Here is a 16,083-nt window from a genome sequence, read left to right as displayed (position 1 = left end):
GGGGCAGGCGTTACATGCAAGGCATGAGAATCCTCATGTGGTGCGCGGTGCTGGCGGGTCTGCTCGTGGCCGGGGGGGCGGGCGGGGCCGGCAAACCCAACCTGGTGTTTATTTTGTGCGATGGTCTGGGGGATGGGGATGGGAGCTGCTACCATCCGCAGGGTAAAATCAAGACGCCGCACATGGACCGGCTGGCGGCCGAGGGGCTGCGGTTCACCGACGCGCACACCACGTCCTCGGTGTGCACGCCCACGCGCTACAGTCTGTTGACGGGGCGGTATGCGTGGCGCACGCGGCTGCAGACGGGGGTGCTGGGGGGTCTTTCGCCTTCGCTGATTGAGCCGGGGCGGCTGACGGTGGGGGAGCTGCTGCAGCGGCAGGGATATCAGACGGCGGTGGTGGGGAAGTGGCATTTGGGGCTGGACTGGGTGCGGGTGCCGGGCCGACCGGCGCCGCCGGCCAACGGGATTGAGACGGCCGAGCATCATGGGAGTGTGGATTATCTGCTGCCGATCGCGCGGGGGCCGTTGCAGGCGGGATTTCATGAATTCTTTGGCATTGCAGGCTCGCTGGACATGGTGCCGTACACGTTCATTTTGAATGACCGGGTGATTTCGGCGCCGACGGTGAACAAGCGTTTTCCGATGATGCCGGGCCGGACCAATGCGTTCACGCGGCTGGGGCCGGGGGCGCCGGAGTTTCGGGCGGATCAGGTGCTGCCGGAGCTTACGCGGCATGCGGTGGCGTGGATTGGGCAGCAGGCGGAGGCGGCGCGGGCGGGGCGGCCGTTTTTCCTGTATCTGGCGCTGGCGTCGCCGCATACGCCGATTGTGCCCACCAAGCCGTGGCAGGGGCGGAGCGGGTTGAATCCGTATGCGGATTTTGTGCTGCAAACGGATGACGCGGTGGGGCAGGTGCTGGCGGCGCTGGACCGGCACGGGCTGGCCACCAACACGCTGGTGATCTTGACCAGTGACAACGGCTGCGCGCCGCAGGCGGACGTGAAGGCGCTGCGGGAGGCCGGGCACGAGCCGAGCGGGCCGTGGCGCGGGTACAAGGCGGACATTTGGGAGGGGGGGCATCGGGTGCCGTTTATCGTGCGGTGGCCGGGGGTGACGCCGGCGGGCGCGACGACGGGGGAGCTGGTGAGCCTGGTGGATTTTTTGGCGACGTGCGCCGAGCTGCTGGGGGTGAGCCTGCCGCCAAAGGCGGGCGAGGACAGCCTCAGTTTTCTGCCGGTGTTGCGGGGGGAAAAGGGGCGGCGTGACACTTTGGTGTGCCATTCCATCAACGGCAAGTTTGCCCTGCGGGAGCGGCAGTGGAAATTATGCCTGACGCCCGGCAGCGGGGGTTGGTCGGAGCCGCGGGATGAGGCGGCGCGGCAGCAGGGGTTGCCGGAGGTGCAGCTTTATGATTTGGCGGGGGATCCGGGGGAGACGCGGAATCTCTGGCGGGAGCATCCGGAGGTGGTGGAGCGCCTGACGCGGCGGCTGGAGCAGGTGGTGCAGGAGGGGCGCAGCACGCCGGGGCCGCGTCAGGCCAACGCGGTGCCGGTGGATATATGGAAACGCCCGGCCAAACCGGCCGGCGCGCCCAAGGTGGAGCCGAGGCCGGCGGCGGCGCCGGCTAGCGGGTCACCCACTGGCGGTGCTGGGTGAAGATTTTGCGCAGGGCCAGGCTGGTGGCGTCCTGGAGGGCCTGCAGCTCGGCGTAGATTTTGGCGCGGGCGGGGTCGGGCTCGGTGGTTTCGGCGCGGTTGAGGGCGACGAAATGGTCGGTGATTTCGTGGATGGCGACTTTTTCGCCGGCCTGGAGGCGCCAGCACCAGAGGGCCTGGAGGGCGGCGCCGTAGGCGGCGCCTTCGCCGACCTTGAGGGTGACGACTTCGGCGTTGAAGATGTCGGCCATGATCTGGCGCCAGAGTTTGGATTTGGCGCCGCCGCCGGTGGCGCGGATTTGGGCGGGTTTGACGCCCAGGCCGGCCAGGCGGCGGAGGCCGTAGTTCATGCCGAGGGTGACGCCTTCCATGGCGGAGCGGGCGAAGTGGGCGGCGGTGAAGGTGCGCGGGGTGACGCCGAGCCAGACGCCGGTGCCGTCGGGCACGTTGGGGGTGCGCTCGCCTTCGAGGTAGGGGAGGAGGATGAGGCCGTCACAGCCCGGGGGGGCCTTGGCGGCGGTTTTTTCGAAGGTGGCGTGGTCCATTTGGAAGTCGCGGCGGACCATTTCGGTGGCGACGGTGACGTTCATGGTACAGAGGAGGGGGAGCCAGCGGTTGGTGGAATCGCAGAAGGCGGCGATTTCGCCCTGGGGGTCCACGACGGGTTTATCGGCGCAGGCGTAGATGGTGCCGCTGGTGCCGAAGCTGGCGGTGATGACGCCGGGGCGGGTGTTGCCGGTGCCGATGGCGCCCATCATGTTGTCGCCGCCGCCGGCGCTGACGAGGGTGCCTTCGTGGAGGCCGAGGGCGCGGGCGGTGGCGGCGCAGAGAAGACCGGCGGGCTGGTCACTGGGGATGAGGGGGGGCAGTTTTTGGGCGAGGGCGGGGTCAATGGCTTTGAGGACGGGGGCGCACCACTGGCGTTTGCGGACGTCGAGGAGGGCGGTGCCGGAGGCGTCGCCGTATTCCATGACGGCGCGGCCGGTGAGCCAGAAATTGAGATAATCGTGGGGCAGGAGGACGGTGGCCAGGCGGGCGTAGTTTTGGGGTTCGTGTTTTTTGAGCCAGAGGATTTTGGAGGCGGTGAAGCCGGGGAGGACGGCGTTGCCGAGGGCTTTGATGGTGGCTTTGAGGCCGCCGACCTGGGCCATGATTTCCTCACATTCGGCGGCGGTGGAGGTGTCGCACCAGAGCTTGGCGGGGCGGATGACTTCGCCGTTTTTGTCGAGCGGCACGAAGCCGTGCTGCTGGCCGCTGACGCCGATGGCCTTGACTTCGGCGGGGGGGGCGCGGGCGGCCTTGAGGGCGGCTTTGAGGGCTTTGGCGGTGGCGTCGCGCCAGGTGTGGGGGTGCTGCTCCTTGGCGCCGGGGGGGAGGTTGGGGAGGAGGTCATACGCCTCGGAGGCGCTGCCGAGGACTTTGCCGTTTTTGGCGTCCACGACGAGGACCTTGGTGGATTGGGTGCCGCTATCTATGCCGATGACCAGAGTGCGCATAAGTTTGAGCTGCAGGTATTGTTTTTTGCCGAGGATGACGCAAAGGCGCCCGGCGGCGCAATGGGAAAGTGCGCGGGGGCGGCCTCCGGCCGGTGGGGCGGCGGGCCGGGGGCCTAATCGCCCAGGAGGCGTTTGAGGCTGGCGCGGGCGGCGTCTTCGCGGGCGTTGGCGCCGCGGCCGCGCCATTCGCGGCGGGCGAAGTCAAAGTACTCGCAGAAGTTGGCGAGGTGTTTTTCCTGGACGAGGTCGGCGCGTTTTTCGCGGCATTGCTCGGCCGCCTTGGGGTCGTAGTGGACGCAGTTGAGGCAGACCTTGAGGTCGGCGCCGCATTGATGGCAGGTTTCGGTGCGGCCGGGGTTGCCGCGGAGGGGGTATTCCCAGCCGCAGTTGAAGCAATGTCGGGTGAGGGCCATGGGGCGTCAGGAGAGGTGGGTGAAGATGTCGCGGTAAAACTCGGGGTGACTTTCCCAGGTTTGGGCGGTGATGATTTTCTTTTCGCGGTCCACGACGCTCTGGCGGTTGAGCCAGCGGGCGCCGGCGAGCTCGGCTTCGTTGCGGACGTTGCAGTAACAGGTGAGCTCGCGGCCGTGGACGAGGCCGGCGGCGACGAGGATTTGGACGCCGTGGCAGATGGCCAGGAGCCAGCGGCCCTGCTGGTGGAGGGTGCGGACGATTTTGATGAGGCGGGCGTCGTGGCGCAGAAACTCGGGCGCCCGCCCGCCGATGAGCAGGGCGGCGTGGTACTGGGCGGGTTTGACGTCTTTGAGGGCCAGGTCGGCCTGGATGAGGTAGCCCGGTTTTTCGATGTAGGTGTTCCAGCCCGGGGCAAAATCGTGGATGACGGTGTTGAGGAGCTTTTTCTGGGTGGCGGCGATGACGGGCGTCCAGCCCGCTTCGAGGAAGCGATGGCGGGCGTAGTAGATTTCCTGGGACTCGCCGGCGTCGTCGGTGACGATGAGGATGCGTTTGCTCATATATCGTGTGGTTTGCGCGGGAGGGAGTGTAGGCGGTGGGGGGACAAAAGCAATCCGGAAGCGCGGCGGCGGTGGCGGCAGGGGCGGTGGCGGGGCCGCCTGGGCGATTGCGCGGGGCGGTGGGGCGTGGCAGAGTAGGGGCGGCCATGAATTCCCCTCGGGCGATGGTGATAGTGTCTGGCGGCCAGACGGGCGCGGATCGGGCGGCGCTGGATTTTGCGCTGCGCCACGGATTTCCGCATCGGGGCTGGTGTCCGGCGGGCCGGCTGGCGGAGGATGGGCGGCTGGAGGATTGTTACCGGCTGCAGGAGACGCCGTCGCCGGCGTATGCGCAGCGGACGGAGTGGAATGTGCGGGATTCGGACGGGACGGTGATTTTCACGTGTCATGCGGAGTTGAGCGGGGGGACGTTGTTCACGTGGGAATGTGCGCGGAAGCTGGGGCGGCCGGTGCTGGTGTTGGTGGCGGGGCAAACGCCGTCGCCGGCGCGGGCGTTGCGGGCGTTTTTGCGGCGGCATCGCATCCGGGTGTTGAATGTGGCGGGGCCGCGGGCCTCGTTTGCGCCGGGGATTGGGGCGTTTGTGGAGGCGGTGCTGAGCGAGGCGCTGCTGCCCCGGCGGAAGGCGGGATTGCCGCCGTCAGCGGCGCGGCAGTGAAGGGGCCGGGAGAGGAGGGGCGGAGGGGGCCTGGTTATTCGCCGGAGACGCCGCCGCCGGCGGGCGGGACGCCGATGTTGCGCCAGCTTTCGGTGACGGCCCACATATTGATGGGGGCGACGGTGGTGCCGTAGCGCATGAAGCGGGCGCTGCCGTCGGCGAAGATGTAGTTGGCGCCGCCGGAGGTTTCGGAGCGGCGGTTGGCGTTGTTGTGTTTGTTTTGGTCGAGCTGGGTGATGTCCTCGTAAGTTTCGTAATCAAAATACCAGTGGCGGGATTCGAGCTCGCGCTCGCCGAAGACGGCGGTGGCGGTGGTGTCGCGGATGGCGGATTCCGGGACGCCGACTTCGTTGGTCATGGCGATGCGGCGCCAGTTGCGGAGCTCGCCGCCGCTGAGGCCCTGGCGGGTGAAATATTCGAGGTACCAGTCATTGAAGGAGTTATAGATGTAGCTGCGGGGGGCGAAGTCGGCCGGGTACAAGCCGTTGAGCCAGGCGGGGGGGCTCAGGGGCGGGGGCGGTTCGCCTTCGGAGGGGCAGCGGAGGACATTCAAATTTTGATAGGTGGGCTGGAGGCGGTGCGGCCAGCGGGGATGCTGGATGTCGTTGGGGACGGGATGGGCGCGGGGGAGGAGGCGGCCTTCGTTGTCGTCAATGTAAAGTTTCAGGGCCATGCCGAGCTGGCGGAGGTTGTTGAGGCATTGGATGCGCTTGCCGGCTTCCTTGGCGGAGGCGAGGGCGGGCAGCAGCATGCCGGCCAGGAGGGCGATGATGGCGATGACCACCAGCAGCTCAATCAGGGTGAAGGCCTGGTGTCGCTGCCGGCAGCGGGTGGCGGATGTGTCGGCCATACAATTCATCTGACTTACCAGACGCTGCGGGTATTCAGGATGTTACAGGCAAGTGGGGGGGTGGGGGGCACTGGCCGGTTGGCTTGCGGGGCGGGATGGGGTATATCAGGGGGGTGATGTTGGGCAAGAGCATCGGTGCCGCCGTGGGCGGCGGCGCATGAAATATCGGTGGCACATCGCGCCGGCGGAGCCGCTGTGGGTGGAGCGGCTGACGCGGGAGCTGGGGGTGGCGCCGCTGGTGGCGCAGTGTTTGATCAATCGCGGGCAGGGGGAGCCGGCGCGGGCGGCGCGGTTTTTGCAGCCGCGGCTGAGCCAATTGCAGGATCCGCTGCTCATTCCCGGCATGGGGGAGGCGGTGAGCCGGCTGTGGGCGGCGCGGGAGCAGGGGGAGCTGGTGGTGATTTTTGGGGATTATGATGTGGACGGGGTATCAGCCACGGCGTTGTTGCAGCTTTTTCTGAGCCGTCACGGGTGGACGGTGCGGACGTACCTGCCGCATCGGCTGGAGGAGGGGTATGGGTTGACGGCGGAGGCGGTGCGCAACTGTCTGGCGCAGCATCCGAGCCGTTTGGTGCTGGCGGTGGACTGCGGGACGACGGCGGTGGAGATCATCGCCGGGCTGCGTGAGGAAGGGGTGGAGGTGATCGTACTGGATCATCATCAGGGGGGCGGGGCCCGGCCGCCGGCGGTGGCGCTGGTGAATCCGTGGTGCGGGGCGGCGTCCGGGGCGGGGGGGGAGGGGGCGGATTTTACGGAGCTGTGCTCGGTGGGGCTGGCCTTCAAACTGGCGCATGCGCTGACCCGGGAGGGCCGCCGCCAGCAGGTGGCCGAGTTCATGGGCACGGATTTGCGGCCGTATCTGGATTTGGTGGCGCTGGGGACGGTGGCGGATCTGGTGCCGCTGGTGGGGGAGAACCGCATCTTGGTGGCGGCGGGGCTGAAACATCTGGATGCCACGCGCCGGGCCGGGCTGCAGGCGTTGAAAACGGTGGCGCAGGTGAAGGAGCCGGTGCGGGTGCGGGACATTGGCTTTGTGCTGGGGCCGCGGGTCAACGCCGCCGGGCGGCTGGAGTCGGCGGAGGAGGCGCTGCGGCTGCTGCTGGCCGAGACGCTGGAGGAGGCCGAGCCGCTGGCGGCGAGTTTGGACCGCCGCAACCGGGAGCGGCAGAGCCTGGAGAAGCAGATGCTGGGCACGTTGCTGGAGAAGCTGCAAGCCACCTTTCAGCCGGAGCAGGACTATGTGATTGTTGCGGGTCATCCCGATTATCATATTGGGGTGGTGGGCATCGTGGCGGCGCGGGTGCTGCAAACGTTTTATCGGCCCACCATTATTTTGGGGGGCGACGGCCCGTTGTTGCGAGGCTCGGGGCGGAGCATTGAGGGGTTTGATCTGGCGGCGGCGCTGCAGGAGTGCCACGATTTGCTGGAGCGGCACGGGGGGCACAAGATGGCGGCGGGGGTATCGCTGCGGCCGGAGAATCTGGAGGCGTTTCGGGCGCGGTTGAATGAGGTGGCGCGGCGGCAGCTTCGGGCGGAGCAGTTGCAGCCGCCCCTGCGGCTGGATGCGGTGGCGGGGCTGGGGGAATTGACGGTGGAGCTGGTGGGGGCGCTGGAGCGGCTGGGGCCGTTTGGCCAGCAGAATCCGCCGGTGCAGCTTTGCGTGACGGGGCTCAGCAATCAACGGGCGCCGGCGCGGATGGGCAGCGCACAGCAGCACTTGAAGTTGTGGGTCACGGATGGCCGGTTCACGGGGGAGGCGGTGTGGTGGAATGGGGCGGAGAAGGCGTGGCCGGTGGGGACGTTTGAGCTGGCGGTGTGGCCGCAGCTCAACCGATACAACGGCCACACCAGCGTGCAACTGACGGTGCTGGACTGGCGGCCGGCTTAAACGACGCGCGCCCGGCGGCGGCCTTTGACGATCTCGCCGATGAGCCAGGCCCGTTGTTGGCGGCGGTGGAGGAAGCGGAGGACGGCATCGGCTTTTTGGGCGGCGACGATGGCCACCATGCCCACGCCCATGTTGAAGACCTGATACATTTCCTCGTCGGGGACGCGGCCGGCCTCGGCGAGGAGGCGGAAGATGGGGAGGATGTCCCAGGTGCCTTTGCGGATTACCGCATCGCAGGAGGGCGGGAGGACGCGGGGGAGGTTGTCCACGAAACCGCCGCCGGTGATGTGAGCGAGCGCCTTGAGGGCGCGGGGCTGGCCGGGGCGGTTGAAGTGCTTGAGGAGGGCCTGGACGAGCGGGCCGTAGCTGAGGTGCACTTTCAACAGCTCCTCGCCGATGGTGTTGCGCAGCTCCTGGACGTAGCTGGTGGGTTTAAGGCGCATCTGGTCGAAGAAAATTTTGCGGGCCAGGGAGTAGCCGTTGGTGTGGAGGCCGCTGGAGGCCAGGCCGATGAGGGCGTCGCCCGGCTTGACGGTGCGGCCGTCGAGGATGGCCGCCTTTTCCACGACGCCCACGATGGTGCCGCTGACATCGTATTCGCCGGGCTGGTAGAAGCCGGGCATCTGGGCGGTTTCGCCGCCGATGAGGGCGCAGCGGTTTTGGGCGCAGGCGAGGGCAAAGCCCTTGATGATCTCGGTGAAGACGCGGGGTTCGAGGGCGCCGGTGCCGAGGTAATCGAGGAAGAACAACGGCTCGGCGCCGAGGACGGCGATGTCATTGACGCAGTGATTGACGAGGTCCTGGCCGATGGTGTCGTGGCGGTCGAGGGCGAAGGCGATTTTGAGCTTGGTGCCCACGCCGTCCACGCTGGAGACGAGGACCGGCTGGCGGTATTTGCGGGTGTCGAGCGCAAAGAGGCCGCCAAAGCCGCCCACCTTGCCCAGCACTTCGCGGCGGTGGGTGGCCGCGAGCAATTGGGGCAGGCCGGCTTTGACGCGGTTGCCCAGGTCAATGTCCACGCCGGCCGCCGCATACGCTTTTTGTTTCATGCGCCGGTTATGTTGGGGGAATGCGGGGAGGGGTCAACTACATTTGCGGCGGGTGCCGGGGGCGGGGTGGCGATTTGCCCGCTCCCGGAGCAGTCCCGGAGGGCGAGGGGGGTGTCAGGCTGGGGGCGTGATGAAGGCCACGGTCAGGCAGGCAGGCGGGGGCGGGCGGGAAAGCGTTGCGCCGGATTTGGAATCCGAATTTGGCGGCCGCCTCGTCACCTTGAGCACGGGGCAGGCGGGGTTGCGCAGCGCGCTGGCGGTGCGTGCGCGGCCGGCGGCCCCGGAGGCGGAGGCGGGGGGTCCGGAGCTGCCGCTGATGGATTTTCTGGCGAGTGATGCGACGCTGGATCGGGCGGGGGAGGTGGTGGCGCCCGAGGGCTGGCGGCTGGAGAACTACCGGCGCAATCCCGTTTTTCAAAATGCCCACCACTACGACAACATTCTTTTCACGCTGGGCCGGGCCACAGCGGTGGAGGTGCGGGGGGGGCATCTGTGGCTGCGGGTGCAGTTTGCCACGCACATCAATCCGCTGGCGCGGATGGCGTATGAGCTGTACCGGGGCGGTTTTTTGCGCGCCGTCAGTGTGGGATTCATCCCGTTGCGGTGGGAGAACGGCACGGAGCGCACGGCGTGGCGGCGGCGTTTTCTGGAGCAGGAGCTGCTGGAGGTCAGCGCCGTGCCGGTGCCGGCCAACCCCAATGCCCTGGCCCTGGCCGTGAAGGCGGGGGCGCTGGGGCGCGCCGAGGTGCAGGCGGTGGAGGAGCTGCTGCAGTTGACGCGGCAGGCCCTGCCCGGCGGGGGCGCCGGGGCGGAGCCGTGGCTGCGACTGGCGGCGGCGACGGCGCGATTGTTGGGGGCCGGGTGAACTTTGTGGGCAGTACAGCTTCAACCTCAACCTCAAAAACCCTGAGAATCCATGGAACAAAAACAACTCGATGAACTGACGGCGACGCTGGGCGACATTCATGCCGGGGTCAGCCGTGTGCGGGAGCATCTGCAAATGCATGACCAGCAGTTGGAGGCGTTGCGGGGGGACTTTGACCGGCTGCGCCGGCTGCAGGGCGGGCCGGTGCCCGCCGCGGCCGCCGCGGGGCGGGTGAGCGAGGCGTGTGCGCGGCATCTGGCGGCGGTGGTGATTGCGGGCGCGCTCAAGAGCGGGCGGCTGGACGCGCTGCCCAGCAGCCCGCGGGAGAATCTGGCCGGGCTGTGCCGGGAGGTGCTGGGGGCGGAATACAAGGCGGCGCTGACGGCGACGGACATACCGCTGCCCACGCAATTTTCCGGGGAGATCGTGGAGCTGGTGGCGCAGTACGGGGCGGCGCGGCGATACGGGACGGTGTTTCCGCTGGGGGCGGGGGTGGTGAAGCTGCCGCGGCTGAAGACGGATCCGGTGTTTGGGTTGATTGCGATGAGCGCCGGGGTGCCGGAGAAGTCGCCGCAGCTCGAGCTGGTGACGCTGTCGGCGTCGAAGTGGGGCGGGTTGATCCGGCTGCCGGCGGAGATCGAGGCGGACAGCGTGGTGGCGATGGGGCAGTTTCTGGCGCGGTATGCGGCGCGGCAACTGGCGCGGATTGAGGATGTGGTGTTTTTCACGGCGGACGGGACGGGGACGTATGACGGGCTGCAGGGGCTGACGAAGTCCACGCTGACCAACGGGATGGTGAGCCAGATGGCGGCCACCAAGACGCGGTACTCCGATTCCACGCTGGGCAACTGGCGGGCGTTGCGGGCGGTGCCGGATGCCGCGGTGCTGGGGGGCGCGGCGTATTACTGTCATCCCTCGTTTGAGCAGCACCTGGCGGGTTTCAACACCAGCGGGGATCGCCCCTACAACGCCCATGCGGCGCAGGGCGCCACGCTGGACGGTTTTCCGGTGCGGTGGGTGGACACGCTGCCGCCCTACAGCACTGCGGCCAATGCCGCCAAGGTGTTTGCGCTGTTTGGCGATCTTTCCTACCAGTACCTGGCGGTGCGCGGGGGGGTGAACATTGCGGCCAGTGTGGAGGCGGCCTTCAGCACGGATGAAATTTTGGTGCGCGCGCTCGAGCGTTTCACCATCGGGCTGATGGCCACGGGCGCGGTGGCCGGCCTGCAAACCGCAGCTTCTTAAGCAAGGTTCACCCCTTCCTTCCCGACTCCCACCCCACCCCACCCACCCACCCCGGCCGTCCGTTATCCCTTCGCGGGCGGCCGGGGCTTCCCCCCCAAACGCGACAGGCTTTATTATGCGCCATCTCATCCTGCTGTTGATCACTGTGGCGTCCGCCCCGGCGGCGCTGGTGACGGGGAACATCAAGGATACGGCGTTGAACCCCGCCGCCACGAACCTGACTTTCACGCCGTTGTCCACGCCGATGGCGGATGCGCCCACGATCATTTTCAGCGCGGTGCAAACCGTGCAGACGGACGCGCAGGGGCAGTTTGCGGTGACGCTGGCGCCGGGGGATTACAAGGTGACCATCGGGGGCAACGCGGCCGATGCGTTTCTCATTTCGGTGCCGCCCGGGCCGGCCACCAATGCGTGGACGGATCTGGCCACGGGGGCGTTGATTTATCGTTATCCCTACTCGCCGGCGTACGTGGACCGCATCATTGCAGTGGCCAAGGGGGACTTGTACGTATTCGACGGCGCGCAGGTGGTGCGCCTGCCGGCGGGCGCGGGGGGGGAGTTTTTGTCGGCTGATGCGTCGGCTGCGGCGGGTTTGCGCTGGCGGCTGCCGCCGCAGGCGTGGCGGCAGGCGGTGATGGCCGAGCTGATCACCCCCACCAACACCAATGCCATCATTCCGGTGGATGACACGCCGCCGCTGGCGAGCGAGGGGCTGCAGGTGGTGAGCGCCACCCTGACCCCGCGCACGGCGGCGGGTTTCATTCAGGCGCAATTTTCCGGCATGGTGTATGTGGGGGCGAATGTGGCGGTGACGGCGGCGTTGTTTCGCAGCGGCGAGCCCGCGGCGCTGGCGGCGGTGACTGATACGCTGACGGTGGGGCAGTTGCGGCAGGTGACCCTGGCGGCGCGTGTGCCGGCGCAATCCACCAACGCGCAGACGTTTTCCGTTCGCATCGGGCCGGCGTCGGCCACCACGATTTATTTGAATGGGAATGCGAGCGGGCGGTTGCTGGGGGGCGCGGCGGCGCAGCGGTTGATATTGACGGAAACCGATTAAGCGAGGCGTTATGCTGACCCAACTTGCCACGCTCAAGGCCCGGCTGGGCATTCCGGCGTTTGAGACGGCGCATGACGCGCGGCTGGCGGATCTGATTCGCTTTGTCACCGCGCGCTTCGAGCTGGAGTGCCATCGCCGCTTTGCCCGCCGGGAGAATGCGGCGTACGATTTCCGCGCCGACGCGCTCGAGGTGCGGGTGGATCGCTATCCGGTGGAGTCCATCACCGCGCTGGCCCTGCGGCGGGCGGGGCAGGCGCAGTGGGAGACGCTGCCGGAGGTGGGGGCGCAAATCTCCGTTTCCCAGGCGCTCATCGAGCTGGCGGCGCCGCTGGGGCACGCGGGCGAGCTGGCGCGGGTGATATACACCGGGGGCTATGTGCTGCCGGGGAACACGCCCGGGGCGGGGCAGACGGCGCTGCCGGATGAGCTGGAGCAGGCGGCGGTGGAGCAGGTGGCCTACCTGTTTGAGAATCGCCACCGGCTGGGGCTGGTGAGTGTGGGGGGCGGCAGCGGGGCCATTGAGATTTTGCGGGAGCTAAACCTGCTGCCGCCCGGGACGTCGCAGACTTCGGGCACGGTGTGGTTCAAGTATGCGCAGGTGGATTTGCTGCCGCAGGTGCGGGTCATACTCCGGCATTACACGCGGTTGTTGTGGTGAGGGGGGAAACGGGCCCGGCGCCCGGCGGCCCATCCCATGATTGCCAAACGGGGTAAAAGATGGTTGGGTGGTGGCATGAAAACCCTCTATTGGCTGCCCTGGTGTTTGGCGGGCCTGTCGTTGGTGGCGGCGGAAACGGTGGTGTATCGCGCGGCGGATTTTGAGGGACCCGATGCCGGCGGGTGGCGTCCCTTCACGCCGCGGGAGGAGACGCGCCCGCAATGCCGCGTGCTGGCGGAGGGGGGGCGGAGCGGGAGCGCGCTGCAGATTGAGAGCGGGGGCAACCTGGCCGCGTTCGGCGGATGGCGCACGGAAATCAAGGGGCTGAAGGGGGGCGCGGTGTATCGCTTTTCGGCCTGGTATCGCGCGCGCGGCGTGGCTCTGGAGCGCCGGTCGGTGATTGGGCGGCTGGAATGGCTGGACGCCCGCGGGCGCCAGGCGCGGCCGCCGGACTACGCGCTGGACGTGGCGCGGGAGGGCCGGTGGACGCGGGTGGAGTACACCACGCGGATTCCCACCAACGCGGTGGCGGTGAAGGTGGAGCTGGCTTTGGCGTTTGCGCCGGAGGGGGAGGTGGTGTGGGATGAGGTGGAATTGCGCGAGCTGCCGGCAATGCCGCAGCGGCCGGTGCGATTGCTCACGGTGTATCTCCGGCCGCAGAACACGGGGGGGCCGGCCCAGAGTGTGGAGCAATTTTGCCGGCTGGTGGAGGGCGAGACGGAGCCGGTGGATTTGGTGTGCCTGCCCGAGGGCATCACGGTGATTGGGACGGGGAAAAGTTACGCGGAGGTGAGCGAGGCGGTGCCCGGGCCGACGACCGAGCGGCTGGGCCGGCTGGCGCAGCGGCTCCGGGCGTGGGTGGTGGCGGGGGTGTATGAGCGGGTGGGCCGGGTGGTGTACAACACGGCGGTGCTGGTGGATCGGCAGGGGCGGCTGGCGGGCAAATATCGGAAGACCCATCTGCCGCGTGAGGAATGGGAGGCGGGCATCACGCCGGGGGATGAATATCCGGTGTTTCAAACTGATTTTGGGCGGGTGGGATTGATCATTTGCTATGATTTGCAATTTCCGGAGCCATCGCGGGCGCTGGCGGCGCGGGGGGCGGAGCTGCTGGTTCTGCCCATCTGGGGGGGGAGCGAGGTGCTGGCGCGGGCGCGGGCGATCGAGAATTGCGTGTATTTGATCACCTCCACCTATGACATGCGCAGCTTCATTGTGGATCCCACGGGCGCGGTGCTGGCCGAGGCCACCGCCCAGAAACCGGTGGCGCGGGCGGAGATTGATCTGGAGGCGCAATTTTTCCAGCCGTGGAATGGCAACATGAAAACGCGGACGTGGAAGGAGTGGCGGCCGGATCTGCCGGTGGCGCCGCGTTGAGCCGGCCGGATTCCGGGCCGCAGGGCGGGGGCAGGCGGGGTGGCGCTGGGCCGTCCTGAGGGAGGGCGGCGCAATCAGGATTTGATTTGCGGGGGTTTTCAGGCACATTAGGCCGCCATGATGCCGAAGCAACGCAAGCTCGGAACTGCAGGCGGGCTGCTGCTGGCCGCCGGTCTGGCCCTGGGCGGGATGGGCTGCGCGCCGGCTTCGCGCACGTCTGCTCCACGTCACACTGCCATGTCCACGGTTGATTTGTCCACTTTGCAAGCGCAAGCCGCGCGGTTTAACCATCGGCTGACCCTGCCGGAATTTGAAACGACGCCGGAGGCGGTGCAGCAGTCGGCGCAGCGGGCGATGGCCGAGGCCAATGCCCGGCTGGACGCCCTCGGGCGGCTGGACCGGCGGCAGCTTACGTTTGCCAACACCTTCCGCGCGCTGGACGACACGTTGTACGCGGCGAGTTTGACGGTGAATCGGGTGAGCCTGCTGAAGGAGACCCACCCCAACGCCGCGCTGCGCGAGGCCTGCGCGGAGGCCGAGAAGACTTTGCAGGAATGGTGGGTGGGACTGGATTACCGGGAGGATGTCTATGCGACTTTGAAGGCGTTTGCGGACACGCAACCCGCGCTGGAGGGGGAGGACGCCAAGCTGATGGCCGAGACGCTGCGGGACTACCGCCGCGCCGGTCTGGCGCTGCCGCGCCCGCAGCGCGAGGAGGTGGAGCGGCTGCGCAAGGAGCTGGCGCGGCTGATGACGGATTTCCAGTCCAACATCACCAAGGCCAAAGCGCCGGTCAAGTTCACGCGGGCGGAGCTGGAGGGCGTGCCGGAGCTGCTGCTGCAGCAGCCGGGGGTCAAGACGGGCGAGGATGAATACACGATTCTGGCGAATGTCACCTTCCAGTATCAGATGGTCATGGAAAACTGCCGCGTGGAGGCGACGCGGCGGCGGCTTACCCAGATTCGGTACAATCTGGCCCGCGAGGCCAACGTGCCCCTGTTGCGCCAGATTCTGGAGCTGCGGGACACCATCGCCAAAAAACTGGGGTATGCCACGTGGGCCGATTACCAGATTGAGCCGAAGATGGCCAAAAACGCGGCGACGGCCCGCAATTTTCTGGAGCAGTTGAAGACGGGCCTGCAACCCAAGTTTGAGGCGGAGCTGAAGGCGTTTCAGGAGCTGAAGGCGCGCGACACCGGCAATCCGCAGGCGCGCCTTGAGCTGTGGGACACGGCCTATTACATGAATCAGCTCAAGAAGGAGCGGCATGCGGTGGATGCGGAGAAATTGCGGGATTACTTTCCCTACCAGCGGGTGCTGGAGGGCATGTTTGCCATCTACCAGCAGATGTTCGGGCTGCGCATAGCGGAGGTGCGTCCGCCGGCCCGGTGGGTGGACGATTTGAAGTTGTACGCGGTGATGGACGCCGGCAGCGGGGAGCCGCTGGGGATGTTGTACCTGGACATGTTTCCGCGGGAGGGCAAGTACAATCACTTTGCCCATTTCAGCCTGATTGAGGGCAAGCGGCTGCCGGACGGGAGCTATCAGCGGCCGGTGTCGGCGCTGATCTGCAACTTTCCGCCGCCCTCGCCGGACAAGCCCTCGCTGCTGTCGCACGCGGACGTGGAGACGCTGTTTCATGAATTTGGGCACGCCATGCACTGCCTGCTGACGCGGGCCAATCACGCGCGTTTTTCCGGCACGAGCGTGCCGCGGGATTTTGTGGAGGCGCCGTCGCAGATGCTGGAGAACTGGGTGTGGGACAAGGCGGTGCTGGACACGTTTGCGGGGCATTACCAGGATCCGGCGCGCAAGATTCCGCAGGAGATTCTGGCGCAGCTCAAGGCCGCCAAGCGCGCCACGATTGCCACCTATTACCGCCGGCAACTGACCTTTGGGCTGCTGGATTTGCGGCTGCACACGGAAATCCGCGCCGGGGCGGGGCAGGATCCGGTGCAGATGGCGAACGAGGTGTTTCGCGAGGTGTTTCTGCCGGTGCCGGAGGACACGGCGTTTGTGGCCTACTTTGGGCATTTGATGGGGTATGACGCGGCGTATTATGGGTATGCGTGGGCCGACGCGATTGCGGCGGACATGGCCACGCTGTTTGAGAACTCGCCGCAGCGGTATTTCGACACCCAACTGGGGCGCAAACTGCGCGAGGAGATTTATGCGCCGGGCGACAGCCGGGATGTGAACGTGTCCATTGAGCGGTTTCTGGGCCGCCCGCGCTCGCTGCAGGCCTTTCTCAAGGAATTGGGGCTGGAGGCCGCCGCGGCCCCGTGAGCGGGCCGGCGCGGCGGCGGGGGCG

Annotated in this window: 14 protein-coding genes and 1 pseudogene; 9 read left to right on the top strand and 6 right to left on the bottom strand. The window is 67.5% G+C overall.

Annotated features, from left to right (window positions below; translation table 11 throughout):
• A partial coding sequence (locus N3J91_09735; GenBank protein ID MCX8156710.1) for an arylsulfatase occupies positions 1 to 1,658 on the top strand: 1,658 nt, incomplete at its 5' end.
• Here N3J91_09735 and xylB read toward each other — a convergent pair.
• The 3 genes from xylB to N3J91_09720 form a co-directional block, all read right to left on the bottom strand.
• Entirely contained in the window at positions 1,627 to 3,153 is a 1,527-nt protein-coding gene (gene xylB, locus N3J91_09730; GenBank protein MCX8156709.1) for a xylulokinase, read from the bottom strand. The genes N3J91_09735 and xylB overlap by 32 nt on opposite strands.
• Before the next feature lie 113 nt (positions 3,154 to 3,266).
• Complete coding sequence (locus N3J91_09725) at positions 3,267 to 3,566, bottom strand: hypothetical protein (protein ID MCX8156708.1); 300 nt, start codon at positions 3,564 to 3,566, stop codon at positions 3,267 to 3,269.
• A 6-nt stretch (positions 3,567 to 3,572) separates the two neighbouring features.
• Positions 3,573 to 4,127, bottom strand: coding sequence for a DJ-1/PfpI family protein (locus tag N3J91_09720; GenBank protein MCX8156707.1), 555 nt, complete (start codon positions 4,125 to 4,127; stop codon positions 3,573 to 3,575).
• A gap of 146 nt (positions 4,128 to 4,273) precedes the next feature.
• Here N3J91_09720 and N3J91_09715 point away from each other — a divergent pair, with 146 nt between their 5' ends.
• Positions 4,274 to 4,783 carry a putative molybdenum carrier protein gene (locus tag N3J91_09715; GenBank protein ID MCX8156706.1) on the top strand — a complete coding sequence of 170 codons (510 nt, stop codon included), beginning with the start codon at positions 4,274 to 4,276 and terminating at the stop codon, positions 4,781 to 4,783.
• A 34-nt stretch (positions 4,784 to 4,817) separates the two neighbouring features.
• Here N3J91_09715 and N3J91_09710 read toward each other — a convergent pair whose 3' ends face one another.
• Positions 4,818 to 5,633, bottom strand: coding sequence for a DUF1559 domain-containing protein (locus tag N3J91_09710; GenBank protein MCX8156705.1), 816 nt, complete (start codon positions 5,631 to 5,633; stop codon positions 4,818 to 4,820).
• A gap of 157 nt (positions 5,634 to 5,790) precedes the next feature.
• On the opposite strand from N3J91_09710, the gene recJ reads away from it, so the two are divergent.
• Entirely contained in the window at positions 5,791 to 7,521 is a 1,731-nt protein-coding gene (gene recJ / locus N3J91_09705; protein ID MCX8156704.1) for a single-stranded-DNA-specific exonuclease RecJ, read from the top strand.
• Here the strand turns inward: recJ and purM are convergent.
• Positions 7,518 to 8,570: a phosphoribosylformylglycinamidine cyclo-ligase gene (gene purM / locus N3J91_09700; protein ID MCX8156703.1), complete on the bottom strand. Its 1,053-nt coding sequence runs from the start codon at positions 8,568 to 8,570 to the stop codon at positions 7,518 to 7,520. The genes recJ and purM overlap by 4 nt on opposite strands.
• A gap of 130 nt (positions 8,571 to 8,700) precedes the next feature.
• Between purM and N3J91_09695 the strand changes: the two genes are divergently transcribed.
• The 5 genes from N3J91_09695 (at position 8,701) to N3J91_09675 (ending at position 13,772) form a co-directional block, all read left to right on the top strand.
• Entirely contained in the window at positions 8,701 to 9,435 is a 735-nt protein-coding gene (locus N3J91_09695) for an HK97 family phage prohead protease (GenBank protein MCX8156702.1), read from the top strand.
• Between the two features lie 51 nt (positions 9,436 to 9,486).
• On the top strand, positions 9,487 to 10,680 hold the full coding sequence (locus tag N3J91_09690; GenBank protein ID MCX8156701.1) for a phage major capsid protein: 1,194 nt from the start codon (positions 9,487 to 9,489) through the stop codon (positions 10,678 to 10,680).
• Positions 10,681 to 10,795: 115 nt separating this feature from the next.
• Positions 10,796 to 11,737: a hypothetical protein gene (locus N3J91_09685; protein ID MCX8156700.1), complete on the top strand. Its 942-nt coding sequence runs from the start codon at positions 10,796 to 10,798 to the stop codon at positions 11,735 to 11,737.
• A gap of 10 nt (positions 11,738 to 11,747) precedes the next feature.
• Complete coding sequence (locus tag N3J91_09680; GenBank protein ID MCX8156699.1) at positions 11,748 to 12,395, top strand: hypothetical protein; 648 nt, start codon at positions 11,748 to 11,750, stop codon at positions 12,393 to 12,395.
• A gap of 75 nt (positions 12,396 to 12,470) precedes the next feature.
• Positions 12,471 to 13,772, top strand: a complete 1,302-nt coding sequence (locus N3J91_09675) for a carbon-nitrogen hydrolase family protein (GenBank protein MCX8156698.1) — start codon at positions 12,471 to 12,473, stop codon at positions 13,770 to 13,772.
• Positions 13,773 to 14,460: 688 nt separating this feature from the next.
• On the opposite strand, the pseudogene N3J91_09670 reads toward N3J91_09675, so the two are convergent.
• Positions 14,461 to 14,619: pseudogene (locus N3J91_09670) on the bottom strand (rod shape-determining protein MreC).
• Positions 14,620 to 14,687: 68 nt separating this feature from the next.
• Between N3J91_09670 and N3J91_09665 the strand changes: the two are divergent.
• Positions 14,688 to 16,058, top strand: coding sequence for a Zn-dependent oligopeptidase (locus tag N3J91_09665; GenBank protein ID MCX8156697.1), 1,371 nt, complete (start codon positions 14,688 to 14,690; stop codon positions 16,056 to 16,058).
• The last annotated feature ends 25 nt before the right edge of the window (positions 16,059 to 16,083 follow it).

Source organism: Verrucomicrobiia bacterium (genome assembly GCA_026414565.1).
In the GTDB taxonomy this organism is placed as follows: Bacteria; Verrucomicrobiota; Verrucomicrobiia; order Limisphaerales; family Fontisphaeraceae; genus Fontisphaera.
Note: the sequence above shows the minus strand (reverse complement) of the source record. Positions and strands in the feature narration are given on the sequence as shown.

What these genes read in the sequence shown, in the direction of transcription:
- xylB (MCX8156709.1), bottom strand. Translation starts at nt 3,153, where the DNA reads ATGCGCACTCTGGTCATCGGCATAGATAGCGGCACCCAATCCACCAAG.
- N3J91_09725 (MCX8156708.1), bottom strand. Translation starts at nt 3,566, where the DNA reads ATGGCCCTCACCCGACATTGCTTCAACTGCGGCTGGGAATACCCCCTC.
- N3J91_09720 (MCX8156707.1), bottom strand. Translation starts at nt 4,127, where the DNA reads ATGAGCAAACGCATCCTCATCGTCACCGACGACGCCGGCGAGTCCCAG.
- N3J91_09715 (MCX8156706.1), top strand. Translation starts at nt 4,274, where the DNA reads ATGAATTCCCCTCGGGCGATGGTGATAGTGTCTGGCGGCCAGACGGGC.
- N3J91_09710 (MCX8156705.1), bottom strand. Translation starts at nt 5,633, where the DNA reads ATGGCCGACACATCCGCCACCCGCTGCCGGCAGCGACACCAGGCCTTC.
- recJ (MCX8156704.1), top strand. Translation starts at nt 5,791, where the DNA reads ATGAAATATCGGTGGCACATCGCGCCGGCGGAGCCGCTGTGGGTGGAG.
- purM (MCX8156703.1), bottom strand. Translation starts at nt 8,570, where the DNA reads ATGAAACAAAAAGCGTATGCGGCGGCCGGCGTGGACATTGACCTGGGC.
- N3J91_09695 (MCX8156702.1), top strand. Translation starts at nt 8,701, where the DNA reads ATGAAGGCCACGGTCAGGCAGGCAGGCGGGGGCGGGCGGGAAAGCGTT.
- N3J91_09690 (MCX8156701.1), top strand. Translation starts at nt 9,487, where the DNA reads ATGGAACAAAAACAACTCGATGAACTGACGGCGACGCTGGGCGACATT.
- N3J91_09685 (MCX8156700.1), top strand. Translation starts at nt 10,796, where the DNA reads ATGCGCCATCTCATCCTGCTGTTGATCACTGTGGCGTCCGCCCCGGCG.
- N3J91_09680 (MCX8156699.1), top strand. Translation starts at nt 11,748, where the DNA reads ATGCTGACCCAACTTGCCACGCTCAAGGCCCGGCTGGGCATTCCGGCG.
- N3J91_09675 (MCX8156698.1), top strand. Translation starts at nt 12,471, where the DNA reads ATGAAAACCCTCTATTGGCTGCCCTGGTGTTTGGCGGGCCTGTCGTTG.
- N3J91_09665 (MCX8156697.1), top strand. Translation starts at nt 14,688, where the DNA reads ATGGAAAACTGCCGCGTGGAGGCGACGCGGCGGCGGCTTACCCAGATT.